Genomic DNA, 14,851 nt, shown 5'->3' with positions numbered 1-14,851 from the left:
AGGTCGGTTGCTGTTGAAGAGGGTGCTGTTGGAAGGACGTCACAGTTGGGTCGCGGCGGTGACACACAGGCCCCCGAGCGCCACGGCCCACACATACGGCAGCGTCCGGACCATCACCTGCTGCGGTGAGACCCCCGCGTACTGGGCGGCCCACACGGTCTGGGTGCTGGTCGGGTCGGCGACGCCGAAGACCTGGTTGTACGAGGTGGCCATGCCGAGGACGGCGGTGGCCGGGTAGATACCGGTGGCGATGAGGACGCCCGCGATGCCGGCGCCGAGGCCGAAGACATTGAGCGGGCCGCGGTACAGGCACAGCGGCACCAGCACCGTGAAGACCAGGACGAACAGCACCGCGTTCTGCGGGCTGACGGCCTTGACGAGCGGTTCGAGGGCGTCGACCGCGCCGGGCAGTTTCACCGCGGCGAGCAGGATGCCGATCGCCACGAACAGTGTGATCGGGGGCGCCGCCACCTCGAAACCGCCGTACAGGGTGCGCAGCAGCCGTCGGTTCATCTCGCGTGGCCGTGTCGTCGTCACCAGCGCGTACACCACTCCCGCCAGCAGCGAGGGAATGATGGCCAGTTCGAAGCCGAGGGCCAGGACCAGCGGAACCACGGGCGTCAGCAGCGCGTACCACGGGGCGTCGCCGAGCAGCTGCCGTCGGCCGCGTGACGTCGGCCTGCCCTCCAGCGACTTGAGCGACCAGGTGTGCTCCACGCCGCGCCGCCGCGACTCCACCAGGACGTACGCGACGGCCGCCACCAGCGCGAACGGGAACAGCTTCACCATGAAGCCGCGCACGGTGTCCACGGGCAGTTCCAGCGCCGTGGAGAAGAACTGCCACACCGGCAGCTCGAACGGGACACCCACCGCGATGCCCATCAGGATCGTGCCGGCGGCCGTCACCTTCGGGATGCCCACCGCGATCATGGCCGGGATCCCGATGAGCCCGGCGAGCATCGCCGCGGGCGCGGACCCCGTCACCGTGCCCACGAGGGCCGACACCGCGAGGACGCCGAGCGCCACGAACACCGGCCGGTCGCCGCCGAACTCCACGATCTTGCGGACCAGGGTGGCCGCGATACCGGTCTCCTCCAGGAGCTTGCCGAGCCACGACCCGAGCAGGATCGCGACCATCGTGGCCGCCAGCGCGGGCGCGCCCTCCTGGAGCACCGTGTCCAGCACGCTGTTCTTCCCGGTCAGCGGCGCGCCCGCGGCGAACGCGATGGCCACAGCGAGCAGCACCAGCGCGAACGCGGTGGGCAGCCTGCGGGTGAGCATGGCGGCGACGCCCGCCGCCATGAGGAGCAGAATCACGACACCCATCGATCCGTCTCGCTTTCGGGCACCTCTGGTTTTTTGGACATTGCGGCGGCCAGCGCCTCGGTGAGCAGCAGGGGGCTGCGGCCGAGGCCGCAGGCAGCGCGGGCGTAGGCGTGCGCGGCGAGTTCGTCGGCGCCCGCGACATGCGCGTACAGACGACGCGGCCCGAGCCGCAGCGCGGTGTGGCCGAGCGCCCGCTTGAACTCGGCCCGGACACGCGCGTGATGGAGCCAGGCGTGCGCCCGCTCGTGGGCGAGGGCCGCGGCCAGCACCGACCCCGCGGGAAACCAGCTCCGCCAGCCGAGCTCGGCGACGAGCCGTTCGGCGCGGTCGACCGTGTCGACGTACACCTCGACCACCGGCGGCCGCGACCGGTACCGGGCCAGCAGACCGGCGGTGAGTCCGCCGTCCCGCTCGACCACCCGGACCGGTACCGGATCGGGACTCATGCGGCGTCCGAACTCCTCGGCCGCCTCGGCCCATCGGCGCAGGACCAGCGGATCGCGGCCCTCGTGCGTGGGCGTCCCCGCGAGCAGCCGCACGGCGAGGTCCAGATCGTGGTCGTGGCCGGGGTCGAGGCCGAGGCCGGGGCCGTGGTCGCCGCTCATGCGCGGGACTCCACGACCGCGACCACCGGCTCGTCGGCCGCGCGCGTACGCAACTCGCTGCGGGCCAGCGCGAGCAGCGCTTCGGGTTCGAGCACCCCGGACAGATCCGCGATCCGGCCGCCCACCAGCAGGCGCACCGCGGGCGCCCGCACCCCGCCGTCGCCGTACGAGGTGGACTCCCGCACCAGTGAGGCGAGCACCTCGCCGGCCGCGCCCACGGTCGTCGTCCGCACCCGAGCGTCGGACACTCCGAGCCGCACCACCCCGTCCGCGTCCACGACCCGCACCGGCTGCCGCCCCGCCCGCAGCCGGCGCCGCACCTCCGTGCCGTACACCGTGTACGCGTCCGTGCCGGCCAGGATCCTCACCCGGGTCTCCTGTGCCTTGAGACTGGTGGCGGCCGCGCGCAGCCGCTCGGCGTCGTCGGCGCGGTGCGTCCGGTCCCGTGTGCGTAGCTCGGTCGCGCCGGTGGCGACGGCCCGTACGGTGCTGGTCTGCGGGTCGACCGTCACCTCGACCTCCACGCCGTCGGCCGCCGCGCCCTGCGCGACGACCGCCCGCTCGGCCTCGGCGCGCACGGCGAGGATGTGCTCCTGGGTGGCGCCGGGGATGATCCGCTCGACCTGTTCGCGGACCAGCGCGAGCGCCACCCCGATCGGGCTGATGACCTCGTGGTGACGGGCGATGCGCCCTTCCAGACCGGCGGCGCGGGCCAGATGCGGGGTCACGGCCGCCGCTCCGCCGCCCCCGCCCACCAGGACGGCGGTCTCCCGGCCGAGCCGGTAGTCGCGGATCATCGTGTCCACGACCGCCCGCACCGACGCCGTCCCCGCGTCCAGCACGGCCCGCGCCGCGCCCGCCACATCCATGCCGAGCAGGGCGGCGAGCGGGGCGAGCGCCGCCCGCGCCGCCTCCGGGTCGCAGCGCGCGAAGTCGCTCTCGGGGACCCGGCCGAGCGCGTTCGCCGCGCACGTCATCGTCACGGCGAACCGGCCGCCCGCCGCGTCCAGGACCACATGGTCGCCGGGGTCGCCGTCCATCGGCCGCACCGTGGAGACCTTCGCGTCCCGCAGCTCGTCGAGCGAGGCGAAACAGGCGTAGGGAAGCCCGGCGATGTGCGCGCTGCGCGGACCCACGCCCGTGACCTTCCCCGCAGAGACCCGCACCATGGACCCGCCACCGACACCGACGGTGCGCACATCCAGGGCGTTGAGGTACGACGCCCGGCCGAGGATCGTCGCATGCCGCACCGCCACCTTGCCGCGTCGCACCACACTGATGTCCGTCGACGTGCCACCCGTCTCCAGGAACACCCCCTCGCTGATCCGCTCCCGCATCAGCGCCCCCGCCACACCCGCCGCGGGCCCCGACAGGACCGTCAGCAGCGGGCGGCGCCGCATCTCGTCCAGCGACATGACACCGCCGTCGCACCGCATCACCATCAGCGGCGCCGTGACCCCGGCCTTGGTGATGGAGGAGTCGACGAGATCGGCCGTGGCCAGCATGCGCGGCAGGATCGCCGCGTTCACCACGGCGGTACGGGTCCGCTTGTGCAGCCCGTACAGCGATGTGATCTCGTGTGCCGCCGCGACCGGCAGCCCCGTGGACCGCGCCACGTCGAGCACGGCCTGCTCCCCTTCGGGCCGGTCCACCCCGAACGGCTCGGTGGCCACGATGACTTGGGCGCCCTCCTCCTGTACGCGGGTCACGGCCGCCCGCACCGCGTCGCCGTCGAACGGGTCCGCCACATGCGCGTACACCAGCGGAAGCCGCTTGCCCGGGGCGACTTCCAGTTTCCCGAACGCGGCGAGGCGCCGGGTGAACACGGCACCCGCCCCCGTGCCGATCCCGATGAGCCCGACCTTCGCCACATCGCCCTCCAGGAGCGCGTTCGTGGCCTGGGTCGTGCCGTGCGCCAGGAACGTGACGTCGGCCGGGGTGCGCCCGGCCTGTTCGAGGAGACGGCCGAGCGCCTGGACGATGCCGTGTGCGACGCCGTCCTCATGGTGGTGGCTGGTGGGCACTTTCACCTGGCCCACCAGTTCGAGCGTCGCGGCATCGACGGCCACGGCGTCCGTGAACGTGCCGCCCACGTCGATACCGACGCGGACGCGACGGTCAGGGGACATGTCGGGCACCTCCTTGTGCGTTGACGTGCGTATGTTGCCGAAGGGGGGACCGGTCGAAGGGGGACCGGTCGAGGGCGGCCGGTCAGTAGCCGCGGACGTCGGGCCAGCTCCTTTGCACGCCCGCCCGGTCCAGCACCCGCGCGAACTCCTCGAACCGCTTGTCGTCCGCCTGCACCTGGTGCGGCTCCACGTCCTCGGCCAGACAGTGCGCGGCGAGCGCTCCCGCGACCTCGCCGACGTTCCATTCCACGGGGTGCAGGCGGTAGCAGCCGTTGGTGATGTGCGTCGTGCCGATGTTCTTGCCGCCGGGCAGCAGGTTCCGCACCCGGCGCGGGACCATCGCGCCCAGCGGGATCTCGAACGGCACCGAGCCGATGTCGATGTAGGTGTCGCCGCCGGTCGAGGGGTGCAGATCGATGCGGTAGCCCCCGACCCCGACCGAGTCCCGGTAGTGCTTGGTGCCGTACGGTCCCACGACGTCGATGGCGACGTCCTGCTCGACGACGGTCGTCACCGCCTTGACGCGCCGCGATTCGCGTACATAGGCCGCCTTGGCGAGTCCATCCGCCGTGCCCGTCACATCGGGGCGGATGCGCAGCCCGGGGAACCCGGTGCCACCGTCCGCGCGCGGTGCCTCGGTCTGCAGCCAGTACAGGACGGACAGCGACAACTGCCGTGCCTCGCACAGCGCTTCGGCCTCCTGGCCGATGAAGGGCTTCCGCCAGTAGTCGTTCAGGGGCCAGTTGACCAGCGTGATGTCCGAGTCGAAGGCCCCGGGCCGGTGCAGCTTGCGGGCCAGGATCCGGCGGAAACCCCACAGCTCCTTGTCCCCGGCGTCCGCGCTCTGGTCCGCGCTGACATCCAGCGGATCCAGTGCGGGGTTGGGCACGAACGTACGCGGGACGGACTCCAGCGTCCGCGGGTCGGGAGCCTCGAACCCGAGCAGCGGCCCCGGCCAGAATTCGGGGCGGTAGGCGCGCCAGAAGTCATAGGTCCCGGGCCGGTCGATGGTATGGTCCTCGCCCTCGTGGTGGGAGAGCGCGAAGCACACCGTGATGCCCTGCTGGTTACCGGGCTGGGCCTGGGCGGGGGCGTGCGGCTCCCCGAACTCGGCATGCGACTCGGCCCCGCTCGCGTGCTCCACACCGGCCAGCTCGAGCAGCTCACCGGTCTCGGTGGCGTCGATGACGTAGGGGGCGGCGAGGGTGCGCAGGGTGCCACCGCGCAGGTCCCGTACCGTGACGGCCGTGATGGCATCGTTGTCGTGCTCGGCGGAGACGGCCCGGTGCTCGGTCAGGACGGTCAGCAGCCCGGAGGCCCGGTGGGGCGCGAGCATCGCCTCCAGGACGGCGAGCGCGACGCGCGGCTCGTGGCACAGTTTGCTGACGCGCCCGGCGCCCGGGTTGAGATCCGTGAGCCCGAGTGCTTCGCCCCGCAGCGGATACCACTGCCGGTAGTAGGCCCGGATGCCCTCGCGCAGGGCCCGGTACGTCGCCGTCGTGCCGAACCGCTCCACCCACGGGTGCTCGTCCGGCGGCACGGCCTGCGCCGTCAACTGCCCACCGATCCAGTCGGTCTCCTCGGTCATCACCACGCGCCGGCCCGCGCGGCAGGCGGCGAGTGCGGCGGCGACGCCGCCGAGGCCGCCACCGACGATCAGGATGTCTGGCTGGGGTATCACCGTGCTCCTCGTGGTCGTGACTGAACTTCGTTCCATGGCACCGGAGTTGCCCCGGTGCCGGTCGCTACGGTGGCGGGACGGGCGGGCCCGCCGTCTCGCCCGCACGGAACTCGCAGGCCACCAACGGCTCCCGCGCCTCCTCGCCGGCCACGAGCGCGGCGAGCAGCCGGACGGCCGCGGCGCCGAGCCGGTGCCGGGGGATGTCGAACCCCATCGGCACGGGCCGGGCGGCGAGGTCGGCGGGCGGGCTCCCGAGCAGCCCCAGCGAGACATCGCTCGGGCAGCTGAGCCCGGCATCCCGGACGGCGGCGTTCAGCGCCCGCCACGCCGCCCCCGTGTCGGTCTCCTCGGCCACGAACGCGGTCACCCCGTCCGCGACCAGGGCCCGCACGCGCCGCGCGGTCAGCTCAGGTGCCGGATCGGCGCAGCGCAGCACCGCGCCGGGACCGCCCGCGATGCCCGCCGCCGCCAGGCCGTCCAGGAAGCCCTGCTGACGGTCGGTGGACGGGGGCGCGTCGTCGTCCTCCCGTACGAGCACGATCCGCCGGTGGCCCAACTCGGCCAGATGGGCGACGACTTCACGGCTGGCGCTGACATAGTCGGCGCCGACCCAGGCCAGCCCCTCCAACTCCTCGCGGCGGCCCAGATGCACCACCGGAAACCCGTCGGCGACGAGCCGCTTCAGTTCGGCGCGCGGTACGTGCCGGCCGAGGAAGAGGCAGCCGTCGGCCAGCCGGACCCGGCTCAGCGCGTCCGGTCCCGCGGCGCCCGCGCCACCGGTGCTCGACCCCGTGAACAGCACCAGGTCGTAGCCCCGGGCCGCCGCCTCCTGCTCCACGCCCACCAGGAACGGGTAGTACGAGTGCTGTACATCGGTCGGGAAAGTGGCGGTGAAGCTGAAGACGCCCAGCAGGTTGTTGCTGGCCGCCGCCAGCCGCCGGGCCGCCGGGTCCGGCACGTAGCCGAGACTGCGGGCCGCGTCGAGGACGCGCTGCCGGGTCTCCTCGGAGATCGCGGCGGCTTTGCCGTCGCCGCGCGCCGACAGGACCAGTGACACCGTCGCCTGCGACACTCCGGCGAGCCCGGCCACCTCGGCCTGCCGCGGCCGTGACGTACGGCTCGCGGAACCGGGGTTTCGTCCCGGTTTCGCCCGCTTCTTCGGCTGATCCACCCCTGAGGTCCCCTCGCTCACCGATCTGTTAATGCGCATTACTAATGCGCATTAACGAACTCTGGCGTGAGCTTCACCCACCGTCAAGGGCCAGGACGGAACCATTCCCACGGGACGCACACCCCACGGAGCACGCAGCGATCACCGTCGTGCCATGCCGACGCCCGGTCAGGCGGCTCCCGGCAGTGGCGGACCAGTCGACTCGGGTAGTCTGACCATCAGGTTCACTTCGTGAACATGCGTGTCAGCCCCTCGATCACCATCCGGCGGAGGCTCCCATGAGCAAGTCGACGAGGCCGTCCGATGCCGCGCGCGCGGACCGGGGCGACCAAGCCGATATCCAGGCGGTGAGCAGGGTCAGCCAGATCCTGTCGCTGTTCGAGCCCGCCACTCCGGAAGTGACCGCCGTCGAGGTGGCCGAGCGGCTCGGCCTGAACCGCACCACCGCGTACCGGTACTGCACGTCCCTGGTCGCGGCGGGGCTGCTCGAGCGCAATGCCGAGGGCAGCTATGTGCCCGGTGGTCTGCTGCTGCAACTCGGCGCCTTCGCCATCGGTCACCGCAGTGTCATCAACCTCGCCCCGCGCCATATGAAGGCGCTCGCGCGGGCCACGCAGACGACCGTGGTGCTCAGCCTCTGGGGCCTCACCGGGCCGGTGGTCTCCCGGGTCGAGGAGAACATCTCAACCGTGGTCGTGGTGTCCGTACGGGTGGGCAGTCATCTGCCGCTGGATTCGGCGCAGAGCAAGGTCTTCCTCGCGTACCACGCCGACCAGCTGTCCATGGAACGGCTGATGGCGAATCTGTCGGGCCAGGCACGGGAGGAACTGCGCGCCGACGTCGAGCGGGTTCGTACCGCGGGCCACTGCTCCGCGATGAGCACTCCCGGAGTCGTCGCGGTGGGAGCGCCCGTGTTCGACGAGGACGGCATCTGTGCCACGATCGCGATCGTCGGCCCGGACAACACCCTCTCGATGTCCGACGACGCCCCCGAGTTGAGTGTCATCGTCGACACCGCGCGTGCGCTCACCCACGAACTCGGCGGCCACTACCGGCCCGACGACTTCGGCCGGCGGGCGGTGTAGGGCAGCCGCGGGCCGCGCGGAGCCGGGCCGGGTGGCGCCGGGTCAGGCCGATTTCGGGTCAGGCCAATTTCGGGATCGTGCTGTCATCGGCCATGTCGACGTCCCTGGTCTCCGGGCCGAGGAAGCCACCGAACGCGATCAGTGCGCCGGCGAGCGCGATCAGGACGGCCGGGGCGAGGTGCGACGGCATGACGCCGTCGAATTGCCGCAGATAGAACTGGTAGAACGCCGGCGCGATGAGCGCGAGGCTGTACCCGACGCCGTAGCCCGTGGAGCGGATGCTCGCCGGGAACCGCTCGGTCAGATACGCGGCGATCGGGCCGAATGTGCCGACGGTGAAGACGCCGATCATGACACCCCAGCCGAGGGCCGTCCCCAGGCCACCGTCGGAGACCATCAGCAGCGCGTATGAACCGGCGCCGATCACCATGACCGACAGACCGTAGCCGATGTAGAACCGCCGCCTCCCGATGCGCTGGGACAGCAGCCCGAAGAGGGGGTAGGACAGCGCGGCGGAGACGTTGATCACGAGCATGGTCAGCGTGACCTGCTTGCTCGAGAGCAGAAGGTGCTCCTTGAGCTGCCCGGGGGTCACGGCGGCCTCCATATTGGTGGCCAGCCAGGTGCCGGTCATCAGCACGAACACCTGGGCCAGCGATTTCGGGTAGCGCACCAGCAGCCGGGCCAACGGCAGTTTGTGCCGCTCCCCGGTGTACTCGGGCGGCGGCTCGTGCACCTGCGTGAGGTAGTAACGGAACAACAGGGCCGCCAGCACCGCGCCGACCAGGAAGGGTATCCGCCAGCCCCACTGCACATAAGCGCTGTGCAGTCCGGTGGACGGCAGCGCTTGCAGCAACAGCAGGGTGAGCGCGGCGATCATCGCGTAAGCGGCGGGGGAGGTGGAGGTGATGAGCGAGGCGTTGAGGCCGCGCTTGTGCCGTGGGCTCCACTCCATCGCCAGGGGCACCGCGGTGGTGTACTCACCGCCGAGGAAGATCCCGTCGATGAATCTCAGCGCGATCAGCAGGCCGACCGACCAGGTCCCGATCGTCTCGTGGCCCGGCAGACACGCGGTGATCAGCGTGATGACGCCGAAGCCGCCGACCGCGACGAGCGTGGTGCGCTTGCGCCCGACCGTGTCGGCGAAGTGGCCGAAGATGATCGCGCCGAGCGGGCGGCCGATGAGCGTCGACGCGAACACCAGCGATGCGAGCAGGGCCGTGGTGCTCGCGCTCAGATGCGCCGACTGGAAGTAGTCCGTCGCGGGCGCGAGCACCACGATCGGCAGATAGATGTCGAATTGGTCGACGAAGTAGGCGAACGCCCCGCCACGCACCGCGGCGCGCGCCCTGGCGGTGTCCGGACCGTGCGGGGTGTTCGGGCGAGCGTCGTCGTCCAAGGTCGCCGACTGCTGCTCTGCGGGGGGCAGTGGGGACATCGCGTCCTCCGGATCGGTTGCTGGCTGCCCGCAGCTCTGAGGTGCCACATGCGGCGCGTTGCGAACTGCGTGTTCACGAAGCGAACTGCTGACCACCCTAAAGTTGTGACTTGCGTCGCACAAGACTGCTGCACGGGGTTGACTTGCGGTCTACAGTGAAACACGAATTCACAATGCGAACCGAGGTGGTCTCCTATGAGGGAACGTCCTGCCATCGCCGCCGTCCTGGACGGCCTGGTCGACATGCATGTCCACTCCGGCCCCAGCCCGTTTCCCCGGCGCTTCGACCACGTCGAAGCCGCGCAGGACGGTGCCCGGATCGGGATGCGCGCCATGGTCGCGAAGTCCCACCACCACAACACCCAGATGGACATTCTGGCGATGAGGGGACGCCTGGCCGGGGTCGCCGCGTCCGCCTACGGTGGCATCGCCCTCAACAGCACCGTCGGCGGTCTCAATGTGCACGCGGTGCGCATGTGTCTGCGCATGGGCGGCAAGGTCGTCTGGTTCCCGACCATCTCCTCGGGCCGGCACATCGACTGCCACCCCGAGGACGGGGCGTTCCCGACCACCACCGTGCCCCTGACCCTGGAACGCATCGACATCGTCGACGACAGGGGGGAACTGAAGCCCGAGGCGGCCGGGATACTCGACGAGATCAAGGAGCAGGAAGCCGTTGTCAACGGCGGTCATATGTACCCCGAGTACATCCGCACGCTGTTCCGGGCCGCGAAGGACCGCGGCATGACGCGGATGGTCGTCAGCCACCCCGACTATGTGATCGGCGCCGATCCCGACCTGTGCCGCGAGCTCATCGCACTCGGCGCGTTCGTCGAGCACGAGGTCGGCATGTACGACCCCGAGGGGATGCAGAAAAGGGATCCGAAGCGGCTGCTGACCTGGATCGAGGCGCTCGGCCCCGAGCACACCGTACTGGCCTCGGACTTCGGGCAGGCGGTCAATCCGAAACCGGTGGACGCGTGGCTGCGGGTCGCCGGGGCGCTGCTCGACCTCGGCCTGCCGGAGAAGGACCTGCGGCGCATGGTCCGCGACAACCCGGCCTATCTGCTCAACCTCGACAGCTGAGTGACAGCCGAGCGAAAGGACACCACGGTGTACGAAAAGGACGACCCCCGCTCCTCGCTCGCGACGGCGACCGCGCCACGGCCGGACAGCGGTGCCGCGATTGCCGCCGCTCAGTACTTCGATCTGCACCGCCTCGCCCCGCCCGGCGCCGCGACACCGGACGCCCGTACCGCGGTCGTCCGCGCTCAGAACGTGGTGCTGGTGCACACCGAGGCGCGGGCCGGTGACGACCTCGACAACGGGACGCTCGACGGTGAGCTCGCCGTGGTGGTCACCGGTGCCTCTCCCGCCTTCACGGTGGCCACCGGCGACGGCGGCACACGCATCGACGCACCCGGGCTCGTCGTGGTCCCATCCGGTGCCTCGCGGATCAGTGTGCACGGCGACGGCCCGCTGATCCGCCTGGTCGAGGCCGGCGAGCCGGCGTGGCGGGACCGGGCCGCCAACGCCGGGGCCTACGCGGAAGACCACCCGCGCGTCGCACCGCTGGAGCGGTGGCCGGAGCCCGTCGGCGGACCCGCCATGCGGTTCTATCCGCTGGCCGAGGTTCCGGACGACCCGGCACGGTTCGGCCGCATCTTCCGCACCCGGTCGTTCATGGTCAACTTCCTGCCCGAGATGGACGGCCCGCGCGACCCGCGCAAGCTCTCACCGCATACCCACGACGACTTCGAGCAGCTGTCGCTGGCCGTGCGGGGCCAGTATGTGCACCACATCCGCACCCCCTGGCTGAGCGACAGCTCCCAGTGGCGCGACGACGAGCATGTGCGGCTCGGCAGCCCGTCCCTCGCGATCATTCCGCCGCCCACCGTGCACACCTCCGAAGCCGGCGATCCCGAGGTGAATCAGCTGATCGACATCTTCAGCCCGCCACGCACCGACTTCTCGGAGAAACCCGGCTGGGTGCTCAACGCCGACGACTACCCGATGCCATGAGCGCGCCACGACGCACGGGCGCCGGGCTGTTCGCGCCGGACCGCGCCACCACCCCGCTCGGCACCTGGCTGAAGATCGCCTCGGGTGAGCCGGCCGAGATCATGGCGTTCGCCGGGTTCGACTTCGTCGTGATCGACCTGGAACACGCGCCGCTGGACCTCCAGACCGCGTACCGGCTGATCAACTCGGCCGCCGCGCTGGGCATGGTGCCCCTGGTGCGGGTGCCGGACAAGACAGCCTCGACGATCCAGAAGATCCTCGACGCGGGGGCCATGGGCATCCTCGTGCCCCACGTCGACACCGTCGAGGAGGCCGCCGCCGTCGGGCGGGCGTGCCGGTTTCCGCCCCACGGTGTGCGCGGCGCCGGCGGCACCAGCCGTGCCGGGGCGTGGGGGCTGCGCCCCGGCGCCGACTACCTGGCCACCGGCAACGACGACGTGCTGTGCGTCCCGCAGCTCGAGAGCGTCGAGGCCATCGAGGCCGCACCGCGGATACTGGCCCTCGACTCCGTCGACGCGGTGTTCGTCGGCGCCGCGGACCTTTCGATGTCGATGGGTTCCACCCCGTCCTCGCCGGAGGTGCTCGAACTGATCGCCTCCGCGCAGGACGCCGCGCACGCCGCGGGCAAGCGCTGCGGGCTCGCGTTCGGCGGCGCGCCCGAGCGTGCCGCGCGGGCGGTGCGCGACGGCTGCGACTTCGTTCTGCTCAGCAATGACACATCGATGCTGGCGGAGACCGCGCGCGGGCTGGTCACGGCGTTCCGGGAAGCGGACGGTCACCGATGACGCTCTCCTTGCCACGCTCGGCGCTGTCGATCGCCGAGCTGGACGACCTCGACCACGAGGGAGCGGTGCGCTTCCTCCGCGTACTGGAAGAGGCCGGCCACCCGATGGTCTGGATCCCCGAGGTCGCCGGGCGCGAAGCGTTCACCACCGCCGCGCTCGCGCTCGGCTCGACACGGCGGATGGTCGTGGGCAACGGCGTCGCCCGCGCGCTCGAACGCGTGCCGAAGTCCGCGGCCTCGGCGGCGCGGGACCTCGCCGCCGGCTATCCCGGGCGCTATGTGCTGGGGCTCGGGGTCAGCGGCGCGGTCCGCGAGCGGGGCGTCGGCCCGCTGCCGTTCCTCCGCCACTACCTCGACGAAGTCGACGCGACCATCGCCCGCCGCGGCGGCGGCCGGGCGGCGGTGCCGCGGGTGCTCGGCGCGTACTCGCCCGGGATCACCCGCCTCGCCTCCGAACGTGCCGACGGCCTCATCACCTTCCTCGTCACACCGGAGCACACCCGCTGGGCGCGCGAGACGATCGGGGACGACCTGTTCCTGTCGGTCGTCCAGTGGGCGGTGGTGGGCCGCGACCGTGCCGCCGCCCGCGAGGTGGCACGCGGGCGTCTCGCCTACTACCTGACGCTGCCGCACCAGATCGCGAAGCTGACCCGGCTCGGGTTCACCGAGGCCGACCTCACTCCGCCCGGGTCCGACCGGCTCGTCGACGCCCTCGTCGTCAGCGGCACGCCGGAGCAGGTGCGCCGGGCGGTGCGAAGGCAGTACGACGCGGGCGCCACCCAGGTCGCCATCAGCCTGGTCGGCCGGCTCGACGACGCCAAGCTCGACGCCTACCGGGCGCTCGCCCCCGCACACCATCCGAACGACGGGAGAGGACACATGACCACCACCGAGGAGAACGACTGATGCGGGCGGCCGGAAAGGTCATCATCACCACCGCGGTGACGGGCTCCGTACACGTACCGTCCCAGAGCCCCTACCTCCCGCTGTCCGCCGAGCAGGTGGCCGAGGCCGCACTCGAGGCGGTCGAGGCCGGATCCGCCGTCGTGCACCTGCACGCCCGGCAACCGGACGGGCGGCCCACGTTCGAGCCCGAGGTCTTCGAGCGGATCATCGGGCGGATCACCGCGCGCACCGACGCCGTCATCAACATCACGACCGGTGGTTCGCCGGCGATGACGATGGAGCAACGCCTGGCGGCGGCCGTCCGGCTCCGTCCCGAGCTCGCGTCGATGAACATGGGCTCGATGAACTTCGTGTACTCGGGGATGGCCGACCGGGTGACCGACTGGAAGCACGACTGGGAGAGGCCCCACGTGCTCAAGTCCTACTCCCGACCGTTCATCAACACCTTCGAGACGATCGAACACGCCTTGCGTACGCTCGGCGAGTCCGGCACCCGGTTCGAGTACGAGTGCTACGACATCGGACACCTCTACTCGCTCGCCCACTTCGCCGAAAGAGGCCTGGCCAAGCCGCCCCTGCTGATCCAGGGCGTGTTCGGCGTCCTCGGCGGCATCGGCGCCGATCACGCGAACCTGGACCACATGGTGCGCATCGCGGACAAGCTCTTCGGCGACGACTGCTCCTTCTCCGCCTTCGCGGCCGGCCGTGACCAGATGCGGTTCGCCACCCACAGCGCCCTGCTCGGCGGCCATGTGCGCGTGGGGCTCGAGGACAGCCTGTGGATCGGCAGGGGGCGGCTCGCGGAGAGCAACGCCCAGCAGGTCAGGAAGATCCGCTCCCTCGTCGAGGACGCGGACAAACAGATCGCCACACCGGCCGACGCGCGGACGATGCTCGCGCTGCGCGGCGTCACGGACATCGACAGGAGCACGGTCTCATGAGCACTCCGCCGCTGGCCGGCAAAGTCATCCTCGTCGTCGGGGCGAGCGCGGGAATCGGAGCCGACGCCGCGCACGTCCTCGCGGAGGACGGCGCCGCGCTCATGCTCGTCGCACGCACCAAGGAGCCGCTTGCCGCGCTTACGGAGGAACTCGCCTCCGCCGGACACGACGTGGCCTTCACGACCGGAGATGTCTCCGACGCGGCGAGCGTGACCCGGTTCGTCGATGCCACCGTCGCACGGTTCGGCCGCCTCGACGGGGCGTTCAACAACGCCGCGATGACCCAGGGCGGGCGCCTCGACGCGGTCCCGGAAGCGGACTTCGACCGGATCATGGCCGTGAACGTGAAGGGCACCTGGCTGTGCGTCCGCGAAGAGGTGCGCGTCATGGAGCGGCAGGGCCTCGGCTCGATCGTCAACGTGAGCAGCATCGGCGGTCTCCGCGGCAGTTCCGGCATGGGCGCGTACCAGGCCACCAAACACGCGGTCATCGGCCTGACCCGCACCGCCGCCCATGACTTCGGACCCCTCGGAATCCGGGTGAACGCGCTGGCCCCCGGCCCGACCGAGACCCCGATGCTCGCCGAGACACGGCGCGCGATCCCCGGCGGCGTGGAGGCCCGGATCGCGGCCACTCCCTTGCGCAAGGTCGGCACGGGCCGGGAGGTCGGAGCGAGCGCGGCATTCCTCCTGAGCGACCGCGCGAGCCACATCAGCGGAGCCGTTCTGCCGATCGACGGTGGGCTCTGCGCCTGAACCGCCCA

General features: G+C 71.4%; 13 protein-coding genes. 7 read left to right on the top strand and 6 right to left on the bottom strand.

Annotated features, from left to right (window positions below; all coding sequences use genetic code 11):
- Nucleotides 1–39: 39 nt before the first annotated feature.
- The 5 genes from J2Z30_RS22575 to J2Z30_RS22555 form a co-directional block, all read right to left on the bottom strand.
- The gene (locus J2Z30_RS22575; protein ID WP_044580496.1) at nucleotides 40–1,326 is read right to left on the bottom strand and encodes a TRAP transporter large permease; all 1,287 of its coding nucleotides are present in this window, start codon (nucleotides 1,324–1,326) and stop codon (nucleotides 40–42) included.
- The gene (locus J2Z30_RS22570) at nucleotides 1,314–1,931 is read right to left on the bottom strand and encodes a hypothetical protein (RefSeq protein ID WP_052701937.1); all 618 of its coding nucleotides are present in this window, start codon (nucleotides 1,929–1,931) and stop codon (nucleotides 1,314–1,316) included. The genes J2Z30_RS22575 and J2Z30_RS22570 overlap by 13 nt, the downstream gene beginning before the upstream one ends.
- Complete coding sequence (locus J2Z30_RS22565; protein ID WP_044580497.1) at nucleotides 1,928–4,060, bottom strand: hydantoinase/oxoprolinase family protein; 2,133 nt, start codon at nucleotides 4,058–4,060, stop codon at nucleotides 1,928–1,930. Before J2Z30_RS22565 ends, J2Z30_RS22570 begins: the two co-directional genes overlap by 4 nt.
- Nucleotides 4,061–4,142: 82 nt before the next feature.
- A complete protein-coding gene (locus tag J2Z30_RS22560; RefSeq protein ID WP_044580498.1) occupies nucleotides 4,143–5,741 on the bottom strand; it encodes an FAD-dependent oxidoreductase in 1,599 nt (532 codons plus the stop codon).
- A 64-nt stretch (nucleotides 5,742–5,805) separates the two neighbouring features.
- Nucleotides 5,806–6,912: a LacI family DNA-binding transcriptional regulator gene (locus tag J2Z30_RS22555; protein WP_308280016.1), complete on the bottom strand. Its 1,107-nt coding sequence runs from the start codon at nucleotides 6,910–6,912 to the stop codon at nucleotides 5,806–5,808.
- A gap of 278 nt (nucleotides 6,913–7,190) precedes the next feature.
- On the opposite strand from J2Z30_RS22555, the gene J2Z30_RS22550 reads away from it, so the two are divergent.
- The gene (locus J2Z30_RS22550; RefSeq protein ID WP_044580499.1) at nucleotides 7,191–7,997 is read left to right on the top strand and encodes an IclR family transcriptional regulator; all 807 of its coding nucleotides are present in this window, start codon (nucleotides 7,191–7,193) and stop codon (nucleotides 7,995–7,997) included.
- 58 nt (nucleotides 7,998–8,055) lie between these two features.
- Here the strand turns inward: J2Z30_RS22550 and J2Z30_RS22545 are convergent, their stop codons facing one another.
- A complete protein-coding gene (locus J2Z30_RS22545; RefSeq protein ID WP_044580500.1) occupies nucleotides 8,056–9,435 on the bottom strand; it encodes an MFS transporter in 1,380 nt (459 codons plus the stop codon).
- 195 nt (nucleotides 9,436–9,630) lie between these two features.
- Here J2Z30_RS22545 and J2Z30_RS22540 point away from each other — a divergent pair, with 195 nt between their 5' ends.
- From J2Z30_RS22540 to J2Z30_RS22515, 6 genes are read left to right on the top strand one after another with little or no spacing between them, the layout of a single operon-like run.
- Complete coding sequence (locus J2Z30_RS22540) at nucleotides 9,631–10,521, top strand: DUF6282 family protein (RefSeq protein WP_044580501.1); 891 nt, start codon at nucleotides 9,631–9,633, stop codon at nucleotides 10,519–10,521.
- Complete coding sequence (locus tag J2Z30_RS22535; protein ID WP_245388312.1) at nucleotides 10,522–11,457, top strand: cupin domain-containing protein; 936 nt, start codon at nucleotides 10,522–10,524, stop codon at nucleotides 11,455–11,457.
- Nucleotides 11,454–12,242: an HpcH/HpaI aldolase family protein gene (locus J2Z30_RS22530; RefSeq protein ID WP_044580502.1), complete on the top strand. Its 789-nt coding sequence runs from the start codon at nucleotides 11,454–11,456 to the stop codon at nucleotides 12,240–12,242. The genes J2Z30_RS22535 and J2Z30_RS22530 overlap by 4 nt, the downstream gene beginning before the upstream one ends.
- On the top strand, nucleotides 12,239–13,147 hold the full coding sequence (locus J2Z30_RS22525) for an LLM class flavin-dependent oxidoreductase (RefSeq protein WP_052701939.1): 909 nt from the start codon (nucleotides 12,239–12,241) through the stop codon (nucleotides 13,145–13,147). Before J2Z30_RS22530 ends, J2Z30_RS22525 begins: the two co-directional genes overlap by 4 nt.
- The gene (gene kce, locus J2Z30_RS22520; protein ID WP_044580503.1) at nucleotides 13,147–14,088 is read left to right on the top strand and encodes a 3,5-dioxohexanoate:acetyl-CoA acetone transferase; all 942 of its coding nucleotides are present in this window, start codon (nucleotides 13,147–13,149) and stop codon (nucleotides 14,086–14,088) included. The genes J2Z30_RS22525 and kce overlap by 1 nt, the downstream gene beginning before the upstream one ends.
- Complete coding sequence (locus tag J2Z30_RS22515) at nucleotides 14,085–14,843, top strand: SDR family NAD(P)-dependent oxidoreductase (protein ID WP_044580504.1); 759 nt, start codon at nucleotides 14,085–14,087, stop codon at nucleotides 14,841–14,843. The genes kce and J2Z30_RS22515 overlap by 4 nt, the downstream gene beginning before the upstream one ends.
- Nucleotides 14,844–14,851: the final 8 nt, after the last annotated feature.

Source organism: Streptomyces iranensis, from assembly GCF_017874715.1.
GTDB classification, from domain to species: domain Bacteria; phylum Actinomycetota; class Actinomycetes; order Streptomycetales; family Streptomycetaceae; genus Streptomyces; species Streptomyces iranensis.
This window is presented reverse-complemented; position numbering and strand designations above follow the sequence as displayed.